Consider the following 22625-nt stretch of genomic DNA (forward strand, 5'->3'; position numbering starts at 1 on the left):
GCTTTCTCTAGCTGTGATAGCTGGCCTGGCAAGCTGCTATCAACAGGGAAAGTTCATACATAATTATGAGTACTTCTCATACTACCGTTGATCCATCCATTTTTAAAGCATATGATGTGCGTGGCGTTTATGGTGAAACGCTATATCCCGAGACCGCCTATCGTATTGGACGCGCTGCCGCCCAATATCTGAATGTGCCTGAAATTGCTGTTGGCCGTGACATGCGTGTCTCGTCCCCGCAAATTGCTGAGGCCTTGATTCGCGGCATCAGTGACCAGGGAGTAAATGTGGTTGACCTGGGACAGGTCACAACCGATGGACTTTATTTTGCAGTGGGCAAATTCAATTACTCGGCTGGCGCAATGGTTACCGCTTCACATAATCCAGGCAAATATAACGGGATCAAATTCTGTCGCGCTCAAGCCTTCCCGATTAGCCTGGATACGGGCCTGGGTGATATCCGAGATCTGGCGGTCAGCGGCAACTTCGCTGAGCCAACCAAAAAAGGCGAAATTACCCGGCGCGATGTGATCGACGATTATGTCCAGCATGCGCTCTCTTTCATTGATGTCAGCAAGATCAAACCCCTCAAAGTTGTCATCGATGCCGGCAACGGCATGTCGGGTCTGATTATGCCCCGTGTATTCAAATATCTACCCTGCGAACTGGTCCCGCTCTACTTTGACCTGGATGGTACATTCCCCAACCATCCGGCCAGCCCGATCGAACCAGAAAACATGGTTGATGTGCAGAAAAAAGTGCGTGAGGTAGGGGCAGACGTTGGTGCCGCCTTCGATGGCGACGCCGATCGCATGTTCCCGGTTGATGAGCATGGCAATCTGGTCGACGGCTCTCAGGTTACGCTGGCCGTCAGCAACAGTTTGCTCCGCAAGCATCCGGGCTCAACCATTCTCTACAACCTGATTGTCTCTAAGAGCGTTCCCGAGTTGATTGAGAAGCTCGATGGTAAGGGCCTGCGCACCCGCGTCGGACATTCATTCATCAAAGCAGACATGCGTAAAGCCAACGGTATCTTTGGTGGCGAGCACTCCGGACACTTCTACTTCCGCGATAACTGGTTCGCCGATTCCGGCTTGATCGCGCTGCTGATTATGCTGGAACTGATTTCTGTCGAGGATAAACCTCTCTCTGAAATCATCCAACCGCTGGATCACTGGGTACGCAGTGGTGAAGTTAACAGTACTGTTCATGATGCACAGTCCAAACTGCAGGCTCTGGAGGAACACTTCGGCAAGTCTGCTCAATCGGTCGATAAACTGGATGGTTTGACCGTCAACTACGGTGACTGGTGGTTCAATGTTCGCCCTTCGAATACCGAGCCGCTGCTGCGCCTGAACGTCGAAGCCAGAGATCAAGCTCAAATGGAGCAGAAGCGCGACGAAGTCCTGGCCTTTATTCGCGGCTAGCGCCTGTAACAAAAGAAATAGTATCAGAGATGATTTCCAACCCCGGATCAGGATTACCAGTACTCCTGCCGGGGTTGCTCTCCACGTGGTATATTACAAGCAGAGGAAAAAGCGGGAGTATAACAGACAGCTTCCCGGTCAGCAAAATCGGAGACGGGCCTTCTATATGTTCTCGTGCATCTCCATTGGTGGCATAGGAGAAATCCCAGGCACTATATTCTCTCTTGCGCATAATAAGTAATTTCTTTAAAATAGTGAGGAGTACAATGATGTACGACAAGTATCACAAGGAGCAACTATTTTGAAAATTCATGAATATCAGGCCAAAGATATTCTGGGGAAGTATGGCGTTCCGGTCCAGCCGGGAAAAGTCGCCTATACACCAGAAGAGGCCGAAGCTATTGCCCGTGAATTGGGTGGGCCAGTTGTTATTAAAGCTCAGGTCTATGTCGGAGGACGCGGCAAAGCTGGCGGTATCCAGTTCGGGGACACACCCGAGCAAGCCCGCGAGGCGGCTGCGCGTGTCCTTGGTATGAATATTAAAGGACTCACTGTCGAAAAGGTACTGGTAACTTCTAAAATCGATATTAAAGAAGAATACTATCTGGGTATAGTGCTCGATCGTAAATCTCAGGCACCAGTCGTGATGGTTTCGACGGCCGGCGGTATCGATATCGAAGAGGTCGCTGAGAAGACACCCGAAAAAATCATTAAGCAGCCCATCGATATGCACTGGGGCCTACGACATTTTGAGGCCCTGGATATTGTTGCCCGCGCAGGCTTCCCCTCCTATGTTTTGCGCCAATCAGCGGCCATCCTGGCTGCCCTGGCTAAAGCCTTCATTGAGAGCGATGCGAACCTGGCCGAGATCAATCCATTGGCCTATACCGCTGACGGCAAGGTGATGGCTGCTGACGGCAAAATCGTAATCGACGATAATGGCCTGTTACGCCAGAAAGAATACGCAACCTGGGCTGAGCCTGAAGAGGCAAATCCTCTGGAATATGAAGCCAAGCAAGCTGGTTTGACCTATGTCAAACTGGATGGCGACGTTGGTATTATCGGCAATGGCGCGGGTCTGGTGATGACTACGCTCGACATGGTGGCTCGCTCGGGCGGTAAGCCAGCCAACTTCCTTGACATCGGCGGTGGTGCCAAAGCCGAAGTCATGTATAAGTCACTCACGTTTGTGGCCCGGGACCCACAGGTTAAGGGCATTCTCGTCAATATTTTCGGCGGCATTACCCGCGGCGAAGAGGTCGCTAAGGGCGTCATCATGGCCCAGGCTGAACTTCCCAAGGGCATGCCCATTGTGGTTCGTCTCTCGGGGACGGGCGCCGAAGAGGGACGGGCGTTGCTCAAAGACGCAGGACTGGACTGGGGTAAAGATATGCGCGACGCATCAGAGAAGATTGTGGCCGCGATCGCTCAAACGGAAAAAGGACTGTAAGGGACATGAGTATTCTATTAGATAACACAACGCGGGTCATCGTTCAGGGTATCACTGGCCGCGAGGGTCAATATCATACCCGCAATATGATTGCTGCCGGTACTAACATTGTGGGCGGCGTCACACCGTCCAAACGCGGACAAACCGTCGAGGGCGTGCCAGTCTTTGATACTGTCTTCCAGGCTAAGGCGGCTACTGATGCCAATGCGAGCTGCATCTTCGTGCCAGCAACCGGGGCAGCTGATGCCATTATGGAAGCAGCCACCGCTGGCATTGAACTGATTGTGTGCATTACCGAGAACATTCCCGTCATCGACATGACCCGCGCCATGCTGGTGGTGCGCGAAAAGGGTGCTCGCCTGATCGGTCCTAACTGTCCAGGTATGTGCTCTCCTGGCTTTGGCAAAATCGGTATCATCCCCTACCAGATCTTTAATCCCGGTCCTGTAGGTTTTATTTCACGCTCAGGTACTCTAACCTATGAGGTCGTCTCTCTGCTTACAGAGGCTGGCATTGGTCAGTCTACCTGTATCGGCATTGGCGGCGATCCCATCATCGGCTCAACCTTTGTGGATTATCTCAGTCTCTTTGAGAAAGATCCGCAGACGAAGGTTGTAGTGATGTGTGGTGAGATCGGTGGCAGCGATGAAGAAGATGCGGCGGAGTTCATCAAAACGATGACCAAACCTGTTGTAGCTTTCGTCTCAGGTCGTACTGCACCCGCAGGCAAACGCATGGGACATGCTGGAGCAATCATCTCCGGCAATACCGGTACCGCTCAGGGAAAAGTAGCTGCATTGCAAGCCGCTGGCGTTCCTGTCGCCGATACCATTTTTGATATTCCTGAATTAGTCAAAAAAGTACTCTAACACAACGCTGGAGTATTCATGCCAGTCAGGCATGAGTACTCCACCTAGAAATAACCAGGCACTCAACCAATCAGCCTGACCAAGGGAAATCTATGACAACGGCCCTCGTCTATGATCCAATATTTATGGAGCATCTCGTCCCCAAAGGACATCCTGAACGTCCTCAAAGAATGGAGATGTCAATCGGTTATCTGCGCGCCATGAACTGGCTGGAACGTCCAGGACTCGTGCAATTGGCGCCACGTGCCGCCAGCATTGATGAACTGGCAACTGTGCATGAACGCGAATACATCCAGGAGATTGCAGATCTCAGCCAGCAAGCAGCCGAAACCGAGGCAACCACCGGAACTCCTACCAGCTTGCAGGCAGGAACTGATACGTACGTGTCCGCTAAAACGTATGAAGCCGCTCGTAAAGCGGCAGGGGCCCCTCTGACAGCCCTGGATGCCATTATGAATGGCGAGGTCAAAAATGCCTATTGCCTGGTTCGCCCTCCGGGACACCATGCCGTCGCAGAAGCTGGTTTTGGTTTCTGCATCTTTAATAATGTCGCGATCGCGGCTCGCTATGCACTAGATCACTATGGGCTGGAGCGCGTCATGATCATCGATTACGATGTGCATCATGGTAATGGTACCCAGGAGACCTTCTATGATGATCCGCGCGTCCTCTATTTTTCAATCCACCAGTCCCCATTCTTTCCTGGCACTGGCCTATCCGAAGAACGTGGAGAAGGTGCGGCAGAAGGCACCACCATAAATGTTCCTTTGCCAGCAGGTTCAGGCTATGAAATCTATGAACCCATTTTCCGCCAGATTCTGGCTCCTGCCGCCGACCGCTTTAATCCACAATTGATCCTGGTTTCAGCTGGCTATGACGCCCATTGGAAAGAGGCCGAGGGCCACACTGGCGTCCAACCAGGCATGCGCATCTCCACCGCCGGCTTTGCCAAGCTTAATGAAATCATTCTCAAGCTGGCCGATACCCTCTGTGAAGGAAAACTGATCATGGTCCAGGAAGGTGGCTACGACCTGGATGTTATTGCCAGCGGAGTCGCTACCAGCCTCAATCAGCTTCTTGGTAGCACGGAAGCTGTTGATAAGTATGGTCAGGCGCCTGATATCACCTACCAGATCAACACGGATGTCTTGATTTCAGAGCTGCGACGCATCCATCAACTCACTGGCTATCGCATGCGTAATCAGGCCAAACCAGACCGTGAAAAGCTGCTGCGTGAAGTTAAAGGTCCCGTTATCACGAAAACACCTGCAGCCCCATCCGCAGACAATGCCAGCGATACCTGCTGCCAGAATGAAGAATAATTTCGCCACTGAAAAGAGCGTGGACAATACCAGAATCTACGCTCTTTTTCTCTGCCTTTCTGTTGACGCCCAGGAACACTAAGAGATACACTAAAAGCATATAGCAGAGGGCACTGTGAGCACATATGATGCTCATTAAAATCTTTGCGGCGCACTACGTGGCATGTATAAAAGCTGCCTGCACAGAGGATATATGCAAAATAAACACAGACAGATACGGTTGCTTGGTGAGGAGGATATCCCTGCTATTGAACGGCTATTGCGCACATCTGAGTATATCTACCAGCGTTTTACGCTCGGTGAGTTGCCTTTATTGTTAAAGCGGTATCCGGCAGTTGGGCTGTGGAATGATAGCACTCTCTATGGCTTCCTGCTCTCACAGATTATTAGTCCATCATTGGCCTGGTTTAGCGGCTTTGGGGTTAGCTGGACAGAGAGTAGAGAATATGTGTCAGTGCTGGCCCACTTACTCGATCAGCTCTATGAGCAATTGAGGGCCCAGGGCGTTCAGTATTTCCATTATTCTGGCAATGATAGTGAAAATGACTGGCTGCGCCCCCTCCTACTAGGTCGAAGCTTCATTCCTTATCGCAATCTCTATTCCTACGACAAATTCGATTACAAGGTCCCAACCACTGGCAATCAATCTGTGACTATACGCAACGTAGATCTGACGCTTGATATGCCTGCGCTCCTGCGCATTGAAGAGGCCTGCTTTGAAGATCTGTGGCGCTACGACCCCTACTCTTTTCAAGATATTGCCAGTACCCACCCTTACTTTGTTGTGGCAGAGCTCAATGGAGAGGTGGTGGGCTATCAGTTCAATGCGTTGGACGATGATTATGGCTATCTGGTGCGCATTGCTGTGCATCCATCGGCGGCGGGCCTGGGTATTGGAGCGCGCCTGATGGTCGAGGCAATCTACTTTTTTGAGCGCGCTCGCGTCTCACGCATTATGCTCAATACCCAGGAAGATAACCATCATGCCCACCGTCTCTATGAGTGGTTTGGCTTTATCCGCTTGCAGCAAAAGGGCTTTGTGTTGCGCAAACGTCTCTAGTTTTGACCGCAATATACTGCGATCAAAGCACTCCCTTTCGGGCGTCCGCATACGCGGCCGCACTTTTTTATTGAGACAATGGTGCAAAAACACGCGCTGAGCGCGTGTTTTTTGCACCATTGTCTCAATAAAACGCTTTGAGCGCCGTAGGCGCGTAGTGTCAGGAGCCGAAGGCGCGAATCTTATGCTTTTTTAGCGCAGCCCCATTACATAGCGCACTGTTAATGGGGCGCTCTTATTTTTTACCGAGAGTGCATAGGGTTTACCGGTCTGTATCTGATTCGAAACGTGTTGATATGTAGTGTCATTGAGCAGGATATTATTATCAGAAACATTGTTCTGCAAGCGCGAAGCGACATTGACCGCGTCCCCAATGGCCGTATAGTTCTGCAAGCGCTCGTGCGCGCCAACGTTCCCAACTGTAGCCAGGCCGGTATTGACACCAATACCAAAGGAAACCTGAACTTCCTGGGGCTGTGAACGCTGGTAGTCAAGCACTGCCATACGCATCTTCCAGGCCGCACGCACGGCACGCAAGGCATGATCAGCTTGTGGCAAAGGCGCATTAAAGATAGCCATCAAGGCATCGCCTTGAAATGCGGTCAGGGTGCCCGCCTCTTCCCAGATGGCGTCACACATGATCTTGAGGTAGCGATTGATCAAGTGCATGACCTCCTCTGGCCGCATATTTTCGCTCAAACGAGTATACCCACGGATGTCAGCAAAAACGACCGAGATCTCTTTCGTTTCACCTCCTAGCTTCAAGGCCATGGGATCACGAATGAGCTGTTCAACGACATGTGGGTGTACGTAACGTTCAAAAATGCCTCGCACCTGTCTGGCTCGCGCCTCAGAACGTTTAAGCTCTGTCTGGTCATCGATCACTAAGGCCATGCCGATATGCGAGCCTTGCACATCACGGAGCGAACTGACATAACAGCTTAAACTCACCATCTCATCCCGCTCTCGGCCAGGAACTCTACAGTTGATAGCCTGATTAATCAACGTGCCATGCTCATGATGGGCTTGCGCATTATAGAGCATATCAATGATACCAACCTCAGCAGGTAAGCTCTTAAATGCATCGCGATAGTGTTTGCCCAGGGCCTGATTAGGATTTATACGCAAGATGATGCTGGCCGCCGCATTAAAGGTGGTAATCATACCTGCAGAATTGGTAGTGATGACGCCATTAGCGATAGAACCAAAGATATTATCCATGTATTGCTTATCTTCGCGCACCGTGCGAATGGCACGATTGAGGTCAGCGAACAGGCGAGCGTTATCGATAGCAATGGCGGCTTGATTACAGAAGGCAAGTAACAATTCCAGATGTTTGCGACTAAAGAGCCTGGTGTTATAGCGACTATCGACGTAAACAGCGCCAATACAATTATTGCGCACAATCAGGGGCGCACACATAATGGAACGAATGCCATACACCAAAATACTCTGATTATCTTTTAAGCCCTCATCTAGCTGCGCATCATCGGTCAACAATGGCTGGCGACTCTCAATAACTTTTTTGATCGTGTTACGGCTAATCTGAGCCGTAGCAAAAGCGCTCTCGGGAATGGTATTGGCATTTTTGTCGCGCGCAATGGTTAACTCGGAGGCGCCCGAACTGGTATTCACCAGCATCAACACACCACGTTCGGCCTTCACGAATTGGATGACGCGATCCATGACCAGCGACAAAACCTCGTCGAACTCCAGGGTCGAGTTGAGCGTACGTGCAATTTCTGACAGCGTTTCCAGTTCGTCGCGCTGCCGCTCCAGGTTCAAGATACTGGTCGCCATGGCTTCACGCTCATTCTTAAAGGAACGCCTGGACGGTGAGGGCTGAGTCTCCAGGTCAGCGTTCTGCGCCGATCTCCTGCCAGGAGATTGAGCCTGAGCTTCGCTCACCGTACGCTGTATCGCCTGGTAGATACGCCCTAATTCTAAATCCGCACTGCGACTCACATTCAGGGCATCACTCAATAAGCGCACCCGGGGGTCACCCCCCTCGCTCGCAAAGGTGCCTTCAACAGCAATACCTAATCGCTCAGAGCTCTCGTGGATGAGGCGCGAAATGCGGATCACCCTCTCACTGATAGCGCGTAATTCATCGCCTGCTTTGCCAGATAAATCGGCAGAGATCACGCAGATTCCTCCCTCTAGATGGAGCGTTGTCCCTCCCTGGGCCATTGCGAAAAGTTAGCAGTGGTCATAAATATGTCATCAGATAGAGTTGCGACACAGCCATACGTTAAAAAGCGCACGCGAAACATGGGCATACTCTTTTATTTTAAAACGAATATGCCCACCTATTATAGCACAGCAATGTTTTGCTTGCTTTATTATATTTAGCACCGCTTGCTTTTTACACGCCTTGTGTTTCCAGATAAGTTCTGAAGGATTGTGGCTTGAAACCAAAATCACGTTCGACGCTATTCAGATCGGTAGTATTGTCGAATGAGAAGAGGGCCATGGCGGCTTTGGTTAACGGTGGTTTGGGTAAGACGGCCTCCATGACAGCAGCTCCCACTCCGACTAAAGGTGTAGGAGCGTAAACCTTGGGTCGATTATGATGGGTAGCCTGAAGCAGCATGTCAAAAATCTGGCTGAATGAATAGTATTCCGGCCCACCAATCGTGAAGATCTTACTATTGGTCTGATCCGGATTTTGCAGGATCTTGATAATAACCGTTACGACATCGTCCACGGAGATAGGCTGAAACATGGTCTTGCCACCACCAATCAGCGGTACCACGGGAGCTGTCTGAATCAGATCCACTAATCCTTTGATAAAAGGCGCTCCTTTGCCAAAGAGCACCGAGGGCCGAATAATAGTCCAGTCCAGTCCGCTCTCTATTAGCATTTTCTCGGATAAGTAGCGGCCTTGCATATAACTACCAGGTTTATCTGGTTTAGTACCCAGGCCGCTAACTTCAATCATCCGTTTGACGCCAGCAGCTTTGGCCGCCAGAATCAGGTTGGAGGTGCCTCCCACATTGGTCTCTTCGTAATAATTGCCCGCAGATTGTTTACGATCGGCAGTCATGAAAGCTGCGTGTATAACTGTGTCGATTCCCTGTACAGCGGGTTCCAGTGTAGCCGGTTGCGTGGTCGCCCCTTGCACTAATTCAACACTATCAGCAGGTAAGATGCTGGCTGCCTGGTGCAGATCACGCACCAGGCAGCGTGGCCGCTCACCCTGGGCTACCAGTCGAGCTACCAGATGCCTCCCAATAAAACCAGTGGCCCCTGTAATCAGTAACATTGGCTCTGTCCCTTCTTTGAAACACACCCTTTACGCTAGAGATGCTGGATCGGCGCGCTTCAGGTACTATTAATGTTCTTATCTTAAAGTAGTTACAATAACGTTGCGGCGGCGCAACGAGTCGCAGATAGGCAGCACTTCCGCTTGTTCTTAAGTATAAACTACTATTTTTAGTGTAATAAGAGATCAACATTGAAGCCAGGGCATAATCTCATGTATTTGATGGTGAGTCAGCACATCAAGTACTCGTAGGTGCGCCATTGCTAGCGCTCGCTTGCTTTCCATGCGAAAACGCACAAAAAAAGCGATTGGAGCGGCCTGGCATGATGCGTATCATCATTATTGTCGCTTTTTTTAAACGGAAAGGGTAAAAATTGCCAGCAATGGGTGCGCCTACCGCAGTGCTTCTATGGGAAGGAAAATACGTACGCAGACACCCTCATTGGGAGTTGTTTTGACGGTAAGGGTGCCTCCAGCGATGGCAAGGAGCGCGCTATGTGTTAGGAGTCCGCCACCCGTTCCAGTGGTTGAGCAGCCGGCGGCAACGATGCCGATGCCGTCATCGGCTACCTCAACTTCCAGGTGAGGATTACAGAAAGCAGAGAGGGTGAGTCGCAGCCGACGATGGATATCAGAACCGCGAGCATGGCGAGCGGCATTGCGCAAGGCCTCCTGCACGGCAGCAAAGATCAATTCGGCAATCGCGGGAGGAACAACATCATCAATGACCTGAGCGGTTTCCTCTGAGACGTTCCACTCGACCACATCAAAGGCCTGCTGAAAATCCTGTTCCAGCATGGTATGAATGGCGGCCATCATGCCATCTCGCTCCAGGCGATGCGGGGCGCCGGTTGACATGGCTCGCATCATCGACGCCAGTTGGCGATGGACAGAACTGATCGAGCCAACCGCTTCATGCAAAGCTTGCTCAAAACGCTCTGGGGTCTCGCTATCCTGCGCATGGAGGGAACGTACGGTCTCCAGCCGCAACAGGGCCAGGTGCAACATTGGTAAGGTTTCATCGTGCAAGACACGACGTTGCTGGGCGCCCAACAGTTTTACATCTACCACACGCCGCCGCAACAAACCAGCTACCGCCAGCATGGCCTCATGATCACGCAGCGTATCCAGAATCCGCTGCCCACACGCCTGCGCCAGGTCCATATCTTCATTCGTAAAAGCCCCACCATCCTGGCGCGGGCCCAGATAAAGCCTGGCAACCAATCCTAATTCATCATAAATCGGCAATACCCAGCAGATAACCGGCAGGCCTTGCAATAATACTCTGATACGATAAGCATGCAAGTCAGAACGCAGTACCTTTGGACCTTTGATCTCGCTTAGCACCGGCTCATTGAGCTCAATGCCGCTCAGCTCTTCGGCATTTTCAGGCATATCTACGATTGACCAGCGATAGGAAAAACTTCTTCTAACAGGACCAGTCAATACGACCAGGCGCGCACAACGCACTTCCAATACCTCTTTACACAGGTGAAAGAAGAGGGCCTCCATATTTTGCTCGGTCTTCTGCAAGTCGGTGTTGAGCCAGTGACGCACACTGGTACTGCGCAAGAAAGGTCCTAACAATGAGACATAGCGGTCGTGCGCGGTGTAGCTACTCCAGGTAAAGAGGGCATAGGCTCCGGTGGCAATGATGGTAATTAGCAACAGGCTTCCCAACGAGCTATGCGTAATCCACATCAGAAAAGAAATAAAAAGTGCAATAGCAGTAGCGACAAATACAATGCCACGCCATTGTTCAAAAAAGCCTCTCCGGGCCAGGGGACGCTCAATAAGGATGCCATGTCTGACAATTGAATAGCCAATCAGCAAGACAATCAAGGCTACACAGCCGGTCGCGTAAATATCCAGCAGGATGAGATTAGTTGGTATAGTATTGGGGTTGGTCAAATAGGTTGCGGGAAGGCCGCCATTCTCCTGTATTTTCACCCAGTTGATCATCGACCAGACACCCAGTACACCTAAACTAAGGGTCAAACAGACCATCAATAGTGCCGCCAGCAATAATACTGGGCGCGCAAGATGCCAGGACAATACGGGCTCTTCCAGATTTTCCACATCAATCTGGTCATCCCAGAAAGCATCGACCAGGGAACGACGCAAAGAACGGGTGCGCACACGCATGATGCCAAAGCGCCATAGGGCATTGAGCAGGCGTCCCACCCGTGCTGGCGTAAACCAGGGACCGATCACACAGAATGTCACATAAGCTAAAAAGATTGGCAATACTAGCAGTGGTAAAGACGGTCCCCTCGGTGAGCCACTACTGATATCACTTCCATAGGCCAGCAGCAATAGCGTTCCCTTGAAAGTAAAAGTAGCTCGATTCACAATCAGAATCAACAGCACACTACAACCTAGCAGCGCGCTGCTAATCAGCAAGTATGGGCGGCGCCGGCTCCATTTGCTGTTGAGGAAAGAGGCGTAATACAGACCAATAACAAACCAGATATAGGGCACGCCGATGGCTGGGAACCAGATCAGGCGCCACAAAAAATCGGCTGAGATAGGTCCGCCTGTAGCTATGGATAGAGAGCCAGAAATCAGCAAGGCATGAATAAAGAAAAAGAGCGCCGCCAATCCCAATCCCACCACACCCACACGCGCGATCATGCTGCGCCGATCACCATTCAGCCACACGGTAAACGCCAACCATAAAAAAGCTATCAGATTAAAAATCGACAAAGCCAGGGCGAGAGTTTGTAGCAACAAAGCAGGAGTCTGAAAAAACGGTACAGGCATTAGTATTCTTCTTTGTAGAGAGGGATCCACTCACCCCGGCGATCTTGCACCAGGGCCACGCCCTCCTCATCCCACATCACCATACGATTTAGCATATAAATTAATGTCGCGCGGGCGCGCGCCACCTTATCGTCTACAGCGTTCTCGCTCAATCCCCAGGCTGCATAAATCCGTCCGTTGGTGCGACTTACCGCTCGCTTATCATGCAAATTGAGACGCGTAGCAATCTGCTCGTTGGTCATACCCTGAGCCATCAACTCGGCAACGCGCAGTTCATTAGGCTCTAATAGAGCTCGCGGCGATTGCTCATCCAGATCGCGTACCTCTTGCACACGATCTTCAATCTCTGGATCAACCAGGCTGCGACCACTGACGGCATCGCGCAAAAGTGGCACCAGCATGCTGGGCAATAAATAATTACTCTTGCGTACATAGGCGTAATGCGTCAGAATACCAGAGGCGCGAAACTCGCGATAATATTCATCATCGTCTTGAATCGAATAAAACACCACCGGCATACGCGGACGTTCACGGCGGATGGCAACTGCGGCTCCCACACCACTCAAGGCCCGACGGCCCTCCTTTGGATCACGCAATTGTACGTCCATCAAAATCACATCCGCATCTAACTCGAGCGCGCGCGTTACCGCTTCGCGGCCGGTTGCTGCCTCACCCAACACATGCACCTCTCTGGTAGACTCCAATCCCTCATATAGCGCTTTGCGCAAAGGACCGTGGTCATCGACCAGCAATACTTTCAATGTTCCCATATAATAACGTGGCTACTCCGTGTGCTGATATCAGCCATTGGCCAGGTTTTGATAGTGCAGACCAACCCTACACTCCCCAAATCTGCGCCATATGTATTGTCAAGTATAGCAATTTTTGACTGAAGAAGATAGCATCCGAGACCTGAAAATTTGCACCCGCAAACCAGGGATAAGCATCTCAGACCATCACTTTATAGAATATCGTATTGAAATTAGCCTGAGAAAACTATACTATAACATCATACATAATAGAAGCATTGAACAAAAAGGAATGCTATCTAAACCGGGTGTGGGCTAGAAAATGCAACTTGCATATATAGCATATGCCATAATGCGTATTTCCCTCCTGATTGCATAAATTGCACAGCAACCAGAGGTGCCGGGATTTTCCCGTGTGTATATTTATAATATTGCTCTCTCATACATACGAAATATAAAGGATAAAGAGAAAATGACAACAACGCCAGAGCAGCAAAAAAGCATCCATATCGGATTGCTTTTACATAACCACCAGCCAGTTGGGAACTTCCCCTGGGTATTTCAGCAAGTATTTGAGGAATCTTATTTGCCCATGATCGAAGCACTGGAACGGCATCCAGGCGTACGCCTCTCTCTCCATTATACGGGATCGCTCCTGGATTGGTTGGAGGAGGCTCATCCAGAATTTTTGCGCCGCGTAGCCAGGCTGGTAGCGCGCAAACAGGTTGAGATTGTCGGCGGCGGTTACTATGAACCTATCCTGCCATCTATTCCTGATAACGACAAGGTAACTCAGATTCGCCGCCTGACGGAACGTGTAGAGGCCAACTTCGGCACACGCCCGACCGGCATGTGGTTGGCCGAGCGCGTCTGGGAGCCAAGCCTGCCACGCTATTTAACTGAGGCTGGCATCCAGTGGACGATTCTGGACGATATCCACTTTAAAAATGTCGGTCTGGAAGACAAAGATCTCTATGGCTACTATGCCACCGAGGATCAGACAGACATTTTGAAGGTCTATGCTACCAGCCAGTCGTTGCGCTATACCATCCCCTGGCGTCCTCCTCATGAGACTATCGATACGTTGAAAAAACTGGCGACCACTGCTGGCAATCGCATTGTGGTTATGGGTGACGACGGTGAGAAATTTGGCAGTTGGCCCGAGACGCGTCCATATTGTTGGGGTCCAGATGGACGCTCTGGTTGGGTCGATCAGTTCTTCACCTTGCTGGAGGAGAATAGCGACTGGCTACACACCACACCATTAGGAGAATATGCTACCCAGCACCCGGCCCTGGGACGCGTGTATATTCCAACCTCATCTTATATCGAAATGACCGAGTGGGCACTCCCCCCACAGCGCTCTTATCAGTTCTCTCAACTTTTACATCAATTGGAAAGCGAGCATCGCAACGATATTATTCAGTTTATGCGCGGCGGATTCTGGCGCAGCTTCCTGGTTCGCTATCCAGAAATCAACAACCAGCATAAGAAGATGTTACGTGTACATGACGCTGTCTATGCAGCGGGTGGCAGCGAAGAGGTCGGTTTGACCCACTTGCTAAAAGCCCAGGCCAATGATACCTACTGGCACGGTCTCTTTGGGGGCATCTATATGGCTCATGTGCGCTCAGCCATCTATCATCATTTGATTAAAGCTGAAAATGCTGCTGATCGCATCAGACACGGGGCGGATCCCTGGCAGCACTATGAATTCACCGATTTTGAGCGTAACACGTTGCAGCAATTGATCATCGAGAGCGACCAGCAAAATCTCTATCTGGATCCCCAGCATGGCGGCAGCCTGTTTGAATGGGATCTGCGACGCAGCGCCCATAATATGCTCGGTGTCATGACCCGGCAAGAGGAGAGCTATCACCAGACGCTACGCACCTATGAGCAGGAGCGCCGTCGCCATGCTACCACCGATCAGCAAATCGCAGCCAGCGGCGATCCGGGCAATCCACACAGCACTATCCGCACCAAAGAGGCGGACCTGGATCAGCACCTGGTGCTGGACCGCTATCGCCGTAGCAGCCTGGTAGATCATTTCTTATCAGCAGGCCTGCCCCTATCCAGCTACGCACAGGTGCGCTACGCAGAACAGGGCAACTTTGCCAATGAGCCTTATCAAGCACACGTTACCCAGGATGAGACGGGTATCACCGTCGTGCTGAACCGCGAAGGTGTGATTAAGCGCCCCGGCGCATTGAGCCCATTGCCAGTCACTCTGAACAAAACCATCTTTGTCCCCCGAGGAGAAGAGAAACTGGTCATCCGCTATCAGATCACGAACCAGGGCCAGGCACGCTTGCAAAGCACGTTTGCTACAGAATTAAATATAAACCTGCTTGGTGGCGGCGGTAATCCACAGGCCTACTGCACCGTTGACGGGCAACAACTGGACAGCCATAGCTTTGATAGCACCGGCGAGACCTTTAACGTCAGTTCCATGCATATTGGCAACAACTGGTTACAGCAAGACCTGCACATCGTGCTCAGCCAGCCCGCCACCCTGTGGCGCTTCTCCATTGACACAGTTACCGGTTCAGAAGCAGGTTTTGAGCGTACTCACCAGGGTAGCAACTTCACGTTCCTCTGGCCCCTCACACTGGATAGTGGTGAAAGCTGGAACGTCGAGATTACCGCGCTGGGTCGCCAGTCTCAGTAGCCAGAAACTCCTAAGCACATAGGATCAAACAAGCACAGTTGAAAAAGAGACCCATCTGTAACGTTGATTATATAGGGGAAAGAATCTGTCTGATTGCATATTCTTTTTCTCCTATACACAAAACATGTCATAGATTTGTCTCTTTTTCTTACCATTCACTGTAGTAGTAAAGAACGGCCAGGTAAATGGCAACAAATACACATATCTATATCTTGCATTTATGTTGCTGAGATAGTTATCGATTATTGTGTATATGGAACAGGAAGGAAGGAGAAAAAACCGTGCCGAGGGTCCTGGTGCTGCAGCATACGTGGGAAAATCCTAAAGGTTATCTGGGCGAGCTTTTGGAAGCACATGGCATTGCCTACGATGTAACGGAGATTGAGAAAGCTACTCTCCCTGATCCATCAACCTATGCTGCAATTATCGCTCTGGGTGGCTCACAACATGTCTATGCAGAACAGGAGCACCCTTACCTGATCCAGGAAAAAGCCTGGCTACGCACTATTGTGACTCAGGATATTCCTTACCTGGGCATCTGCCTGGGAGGTCAGATGCTGGCCGATGCATTAGGTGGACAGGTACGCCAACATATCATAACCGAGATTGGCTTCTTTGATGTTCAACTTACAACACAGGGACAACAAGATCCTTTGTTTAGAGGGCTGCCAGGCTATCAGAAGGTTTTTCACTGGCATGAAGATACCTTCAATCTTCCAGAAGGCGCTCTGTTACTCGCTACCAGCGCAAATACGGAAAATCAGGCCTTCCGCTATGGGCGTTGTGCCTATGGACTGCAATATCATATAGAACTTGATCACGACACACTTAATACCTGGCTTTATCATCCGTCAATGAAAGAGAGTATGATTGCCATTCTAGGAATATCAGCATACCAGGAGCTCGAGCAAAAGCGAGAAATACATTTTTCCATCTATCAACAGCATACAAAAATGCTATTCGAGAATTTTCTAAGAATATGTAATCTGATCCATTGAAAAATAATATCTAAGAGTGCAAAACCCTTTTCTTTTCGTCCTACGATCTGCTATACTTGCACACAATAAGTTTATGCAACCTACACAACGGTTCGCCCAATATGCCAATCCAGCGAACCAGCAATATATGCGACAGGCACGTTAGGGGTTGTGACAAAGTAGAGCAAGTATAAGATGTAGAAAACCAACTTTTTAAAGGTATTCCTGGACCACGTGGTCTGTTCTATTGTAAATGGTATAGGCATGAATTATCAAGTGATGAGAAAAAGTACAACATCTATAGTAAAATCATTCGAAAGGCAGCAATCGACGAAGATGCCACACAAAACCAGACATTATAAGCGTACTACTATTCATCATCTTCATAAGCGATCACCTTTCGCTACTTCTAGTCGCAGCATAGCCAATGAACGCCACCCAACCCGTAATGAAGACAGCATGATAATTGATGAAATCGGAGGCCTCTTTGCGGTCTTTGATGGCGTAGGAGGCAGCGCAGCAGCTGAAATTGCATCACAGACTGCCGCCCATTCTACACGCCAGGCCTGGAAACGCATTATGACCCGTGACCGCCATCGGCGCAAAATCTATACATTTCTAGAAGATTGCAATAAGCGTGATCTGTGCAAAATCCTGGAAGATCTCATCCTGGAATCAGATGAACAGGTACGCACCAGCGGCGCCCAACGTGCTGGAACAGATGATCTTGCGACCACTGTTGCTCTGGCCACCTTCTGCCGCCAGCCAGGCTCTCACGAATATACGATGGTCTATGCGCATGTTGGAGATAGCCGTGTCTATCTATTACGTGGAAACGAGCGTATCAAGCGCCTCACAAGCGATGACGGCTTACTGACCAAACTGGTCGAAAACCAGATTGTCAACGAATACCATGCGTTCCGCATCGATCAGGCGATGAGAGCTGATCAGCTTTCCGAAGTCGAATATAACTACTTTAGATTGCGTGGCGGTATTACCCAGGCTCTGGGTGGACCAATACCACCTGCCATTCACACCAACAAAGCGAGTATACGTCCAGGAGATCGCATTCTCCTATGTACCGATGGCATTCATGATAATCTGACCGATGAAGAGATCGAAGATATTCTGAGGACCAGCCCACGGCCATCCGCTTCCCGCATCCTCGTTGAGAGCGCCCTCCAACGTTCACGTGAAGACCGCAGCCAGACAATTCGTTCTAAGCCCGACGATATGAGTGCTATTGTGATGACTTGTCGTTTTTAGCACGCATTTGTCAGCAGGCGGCATTGAGGCTGAGCCGGGACTAGCGATACGTACAAATTATAAAATGAAATAGCGAGCACTTACAGGCAATGTTTACAGAGCTTGCTCGTGGCTCGCTACGCCGTCATGCTGCTACCATGGCAGCAGCATTGTACTGAAAAGCATATCAACTACACAAGCACCTATACTTATACAATTAAACGACATCCCCATAAGATTATTGGCACTCCCCATTTTCTATGATTCTATCCTATTTCTCTTCTCTCATTTTTCACTCAATCCTGAAATTCAAATAGATGAGCGTTTAGAAAGTGTCTGCTTCCCAGCATAGTGGGAAAACGCAGGCGTCCCTATTCTCTTTTTTATGTTGGTGCAAAACGTGCGCTGTGCGCACGTTTTGCACCAACATAAAAACTCTTTTGAGCTCCGCAGGAGCGTAGTGTGAGGCAAAGAGACCACGATGGGCGTGGGAATCAGACACGCTGTTATACGTTGGTGCAGCAGTCGCGCTTTTGCGCGACTGTTGCACCAACGTATAAAAAACCTTTTGAGCGTTGTAAGCGCGTAGCGTCAGGAGCCGAAGGCGCGCAACGTCTGACTTTCAGATATACTCTTATAGCTATAGGCAATTATAAATATCCTGTATTTAATCTATTTTTAATGTATATTTCAGTTGACAGTGTATATCATTCTCGCTATTCTATCTCGTAGAATAAGCATTGATCAGGAAGGGGTCAGGGAGCGCTCAGCTATATGCTGGACGCCAGCGATCTACACTTTCACTATACAAATCGTGCCTCTATCAGGCGACACCACCGGGACAGCAAGGATGACATTCTCGAAAGGAAAGGTCAGAAATATTACATTCCCATGTTTCAATATTTCTACCATATGATCCGATAAAGGATAGTGCTTGAATATACTAGCGCATAAGGGAGGACTCATGAACTCTGTTGATATCGCACGTGCCTTTGTGCAGCAAACATTTCCAGATTGTAAGACCGCTATCCTTGCCGGAAGTGCTTCCCGAGGAGAAGAAACAGATACGTCGGATCTGGACATTTTAGTCATCGTTGACAAGGCCCCATCGGTCTATGAGGAGTCATTAAGCGCCTTTGGACGCGAGATTGACGTTTTGTTCTATACACACGATGCCTGTCTCAAACTCTTCAAGCTGGAAATCCAGCGGCGTCGCCCGGTGGTGTCGCATATGTGTGCGCAAGGTATTATTCTTAAAGATCTGGATGGGCTGGCACAACAGATTCAAGATGAAGCCAGGCAGGTGCTACAATTTGGACCACATGCAATGGATCCGGAAGAGCTCGATCTACATCGCAATGAACTTACAGATCAGCTCGACGATTTTATTGGATCGAAGGACCCGTACGAGAGCCATATTGTGGCTTTTCAAGTGATCTTTAACGCCATCAATATTGTTCTCAGTTACCGTCGCCACTGGCTTGGTGCAGGTAAATGGATGCTGCGTGAATTTCAGGACTGTGATCCTAAGCTAGCGCAACAATGCTTTGCTGCCATGGATAGTTATTACAAATATGGACAGAAGGCGGATCTAATCGCCTTTGTAGAGCAAGCATTGGAGTTAGTCGGGGGCAGGCTGGACCACATTATCCATGGTCAAAAAGAATTGAACCCCAAAAAAGAATTGAACCCCAAAAAAGCAGCGAGCAGAAAAAAAGATCTCCTGATGTCCGAGACCTAAACAATACCAGGTAGAAAAAGGGACAAGCTTCAACGATGCTACGACTGTCGGAGCTTGTCCCTGTTCACTATGCCTGTATGACGACAGCTTCAAACTGAGCGCGATCCAGTTGTTCATGTTCTATCAGTGCGTCGGCAAGCGTTTTCAACAACTCACCATGCTCGGTAAGAATCGTATGGGCCATGGTATGACCATCATTCAGGATACACTGAACCTCCGCATCAACCAGAGCGTTCATCATCATACCATTGGTGGACCTGGATGGCATTGTTTGCGCATAATAACGACTCGGAATAGCATTAGCAGCGCCATGCAGATGCAAATTACCCTGAGCATCAGCCACCAATGATCTGGCCTGCGCGGGCACGGCATCAGGATCTATCGTGCGCAGATTCAACTCATAGGACTCCTCAGGACGATAATCTGCGAACATGACTCCTATATGCTCACTCATACCCCAGCGCGTAACCATTTTACGGGCCAGGTCAGTCACTACTTGCAAATCGTTTTCCGCACCTGTGGTCACTCGTTCAATCCCAAAGGTCAACTCTTCCGCCACCCGGCCTCCCAGGCCAACCGCAATTCGCGCCATCAATGTTTCACGACTATAGTTATAACGATCCATTTCAGCACTGAACTGCGTCACGCCCAGGCTTTGTCCACGTGGCAAAATGGTCACACGATTTACACGATCAGCCTCGGGTAAATAATGGGCAACCAGAGCGTGGCCACCTTCGTGGACGGCAATAATACGACGTTCAGATTCGCTCATCACCAGAGGACGTAAGGCACCCAGTTGAATACGGGCCAGTGCCTCTTCAAAACATTCATGCGTGACGACCATTAAATCTTTACGCGCTGCTGAGAGGGCTGCCTCATTCACCAGATTGGCCAGGTCAGCACCAGTCATACCAGTAGTCAGCCGGGCCAGGCACTCTAACGAGACATCCTCAGCCAGTGGTGCCTGGCGTGTATGCACACGCAGGATAGCTTCACGACCAACACGATCTGGTGGTGACACAGTGATGCGCCGATCAAAACGACCGGGCCGCAACAGTGCTTTATCCAGCATATCTACACGATTCGTTGCCGCCATCACAATCACAGCCTGCCGTGCATCAAAACCATCCAACTCAACCAGCAACTGGTTCAGCGTTTGGTCGCGTTCATCATTGCCCGAGGCACGCATAGAGCGTTTGCGACCTACAGCATCAATCTCATCAATAAAGATCACGCAGGGAGCGACGCGACGCGCCTGCTGGAAAAGATCACGTACGCGGCTGGCCCCCACACCCACAAACATCTCAACAAATTCAGAGGCGCTGATACTAAAAAAAGGCACACGAGCTTCGCCCGCGACCGCTTTGGCCAATAGGGTTTTACCGGTACCAGGAGTGCCTACCAGTAAAGCACCACGCGGAATATGAGCTCCCAGGCGACTAAATTTCTCTGGCTCACGCAGAAACTGTACCATTTCGACCAGTTCAGATTTAACCTCATCAATACCTGCTACATCAGCAAAAGTCACCGAAGGGATAGTGGAAACCTGGGCTGTCACCGGCTTGTTCACAGCCATGGAGGGACCACGTACACCAGACAAGGGCTTAAAACTACGTGTCTGAGGCTGCGTGGGTGATGTTCCCTCGGGCAAGCGATCAAAGCGTTTGGCCCGGTTCTTGCCAATCTGATTGATGCGATCATCCATAGAACCAAGTGGATTTTGCTTCTGACGCATCATAAAAAACACGAGCAGCAGACCAATCACCAGCAGCAAAGGTGCGAAACGGGTCAGCATTGTAAGGAGAAAAGAAGGTTGCGGCGTAGAAAGGACATTTACATCCACATGAGAAGACTCCAGCTGAGTCATTAATAAATCCTTCCCATTGGCCGGGATGCGCACATAGAGCGTGTGCTGTTCGAAGGCGGTCATATCCTGGGAAGCGCTTAAAACGGTATCATTATTGGTTAACGTACGATACCAGGCTGCTGAATCAATGGGTGCATCTTGCGAAGTCTTAGCTATATTTTTAGTTGATTGAAGCGGATGTTTAAGTAACGCATGAACATCGTCATCTTGAATGGCTACCGCCGAAACATTACCACTTTGCAGTTGATGCATAAGAGTTGTATAATCAACAACTTGCGATCCATCGGTCGGATCGCTAGCATCCGGCCCCGGTAGCCGCGCACAGATAGCAAGTAATAACGCGCATAGAACTACAATGAGTGTACATGTGAGAGCAGCATTACGATGACTACGCAAAAATTGTCCCATCTTCCGCACATAATCTCTTATAGGTCGCTTTTGACGCCGCTGATTGCCCAGATTCATGCGGCGACTAGCTTTATCATCCATACCTTCACCTCGCCTAAAACAGGTTGTTCTATTACTTAAGAATTTTTTTGCTAGTCCCAATGAAGAAGAGAACTACTTATAAACCAGAAAAGAAAAAGCGGCCACACAGGCATTTTTATATGGTTAATAGCACTCTATATCATCACAACCCTATGGCTGCAAACTTGCTTTCTTTCATGTAAAGTCTTATCTTCTCTCAGACCACCCTATCCACGTTCGTCGTCAGAAATAGACAACCATCAACCTACGTTGGGAAAACAAACGCTGCTTGGAGTCAAACTAGCTGTAGTTTACCGCGTTTCACCATGTACCGTGATATACACGGTACTTTCTTCTCATTCCATGTGAATTCATGATATTCCAAAACGCATCAGTAAGTGCTTTTAACGTGACGCGATGACGCCATGTACAACTTGCGCCCAGGCACTGTTCGTGTGCTGTGAACATACACATACACACCACACAAGAGCCACAAGCCTCGGGCTTCAGGTCAATTACTTGTCCATGGTGTTAGATAGCTGAATAGCGCTATCGATAGAATCAACCGCGCTCGTTTCGGTAGAATTTTTGCATAATCTATTACGCGCTATCAGTACTATTACGTTGCTATTCTCTCTACTTGATACACATTTCACCCATAATGGGTACCACTTCAAACAAAAAGAGGCAAGACACCTATACAGGCGTCTTGCCTCTTTTTGCATTTCAACTTATAAACAAAATAAGTGGC

Annotated in this window: 14 protein-coding genes; 9 read left to right on the forward strand and 5 right to left on the reverse strand. The window is 49.7% G+C overall.

Annotated elements, in window-relative coordinates; translation table 11 throughout:
* Positions 1-65 precede the first annotated feature (65 nt).
* The 5 genes from JMI88_RS20500 to JMI88_RS20520 all read left to right on the forward strand — a co-directional run bounded on the left by JMI88_RS20500 (position 66) and on the right by JMI88_RS20520 (position 6128).
* Entirely contained in the window at positions 66-1427 is a 1362-nt protein-coding gene (locus JMI88_RS20500) for a phosphohexomutase domain-containing protein (RefSeq protein ID WP_201363839.1), read from the forward strand.
* A 301-nt stretch (positions 1428-1728) separates the two neighbouring features.
* A complete protein-coding gene (gene sucC / locus JMI88_RS20505; RefSeq protein ID WP_201363840.1) occupies positions 1729-2877 on the forward strand; it encodes an ADP-forming succinate--CoA ligase subunit beta in 1149 nt (382 codons plus the stop codon).
* Positions 2878-2882: 5 nt separating this feature from the next.
* Positions 2883-3746 (forward strand): succinate--CoA ligase subunit alpha, encoded by an 864-nt coding sequence (gene sucD, locus JMI88_RS20510; protein ID WP_201363841.1) that lies wholly within the window; start codon positions 2883-2885, stop codon positions 3744-3746.
* A 92-nt stretch (positions 3747-3838) separates the two neighbouring features.
* Positions 3839-5068 carry a histone deacetylase family protein gene (locus tag JMI88_RS20515; RefSeq protein WP_201363842.1) on the forward strand — a complete coding sequence of 410 codons (1230 nt, stop codon included), beginning with the start codon at positions 3839-3841 and terminating at the stop codon, positions 5066-5068.
* A 193-nt stretch (positions 5069-5261) separates the two neighbouring features.
* Positions 5262-6128 carry a GNAT family N-acetyltransferase gene (locus tag JMI88_RS20520; protein ID WP_201363843.1) on the forward strand — a complete coding sequence of 289 codons (867 nt, stop codon included), beginning with the start codon at positions 5262-5264 and terminating at the stop codon, positions 6126-6128.
* A 192-nt stretch (positions 6129-6320) separates the two neighbouring features.
* Here JMI88_RS20520 and JMI88_RS20525 read toward each other — a convergent pair whose 3' ends face one another.
* From JMI88_RS20525 to JMI88_RS20540, 4 genes are all read right to left on the reverse strand, one after another.
* On the reverse strand, positions 6321-8273 hold the full coding sequence (locus tag JMI88_RS20525; RefSeq protein WP_201363844.1) for an adenylate/guanylate cyclase domain-containing protein: 1953 nt from the start codon (positions 8271-8273) through the stop codon (positions 6321-6323).
* Between the two features lie 220 nt (positions 8274-8493).
* Complete coding sequence (locus JMI88_RS20530) at positions 8494-9393, reverse strand: complex I NDUFA9 subunit family protein (protein ID WP_201363845.1); 900 nt, start codon at positions 9391-9393, stop codon at positions 8494-8496.
* A gap of 393 nt (positions 9394-9786) precedes the next feature.
* Complete coding sequence (locus JMI88_RS20535; protein ID WP_201363846.1) at positions 9787-12156, reverse strand: sensor histidine kinase; 2370 nt, start codon at positions 12154-12156, stop codon at positions 9787-9789.
* Positions 12156-12926: a response regulator transcription factor gene (locus tag JMI88_RS20540; protein ID WP_201363847.1), complete on the reverse strand. Its 771-nt coding sequence runs from the start codon at positions 12924-12926 to the stop codon at positions 12156-12158. The genes JMI88_RS20535 and JMI88_RS20540 overlap by 1 nt, the downstream gene beginning before the upstream one ends.
* A 451-nt stretch (positions 12927-13377) precedes the next feature.
* On the opposite strand from JMI88_RS20540, the gene JMI88_RS20545 reads away from it, so the two are divergent.
* The 4 genes from JMI88_RS20545 (at position 13378) to JMI88_RS20560 (ending at position 19539) form a co-directional block, all read left to right on the forward strand.
* Complete coding sequence (locus JMI88_RS20545; RefSeq protein WP_201363848.1) at positions 13378-15576, forward strand: alpha-amylase/4-alpha-glucanotransferase domain-containing protein; 2199 nt, start codon at positions 13378-13380, stop codon at positions 15574-15576.
* A gap of 281 nt (positions 15577-15857) precedes the next feature.
* Complete coding sequence (locus tag JMI88_RS20550; protein ID WP_201363849.1) at positions 15858-16574, forward strand: type 1 glutamine amidotransferase; 717 nt, start codon at positions 15858-15860, stop codon at positions 16572-16574.
* 438 nt (positions 16575-17012) lie between these two features.
* Positions 17013-17819 carry a PP2C family protein-serine/threonine phosphatase gene (locus JMI88_RS20555; RefSeq protein ID WP_201363850.1) on the forward strand — a complete coding sequence of 269 codons (807 nt, stop codon included), beginning with the start codon at positions 17013-17015 and terminating at the stop codon, positions 17817-17819.
* 943 nt (positions 17820-18762) lie between these two features.
* Complete coding sequence (locus JMI88_RS20560) at positions 18763-19539, forward strand: nucleotidyltransferase domain-containing protein (RefSeq protein ID WP_201363851.1); 777 nt, start codon at positions 18763-18765, stop codon at positions 19537-19539.
* A gap of 67 nt (positions 19540-19606) precedes the next feature.
* Here the strand turns inward: JMI88_RS20560 and ftsH are convergent, their stop codons facing one another.
* Positions 19607-21895, reverse strand: coding sequence for an ATP-dependent zinc metalloprotease FtsH (gene ftsH / locus JMI88_RS20565; protein WP_201363852.1), 2289 nt, complete (start codon positions 21893-21895; stop codon positions 19607-19609).
* Positions 21896-22625 lie beyond the last annotated feature (730 nt).

Source organism: Dictyobacter formicarum, from assembly GCF_016587435.1.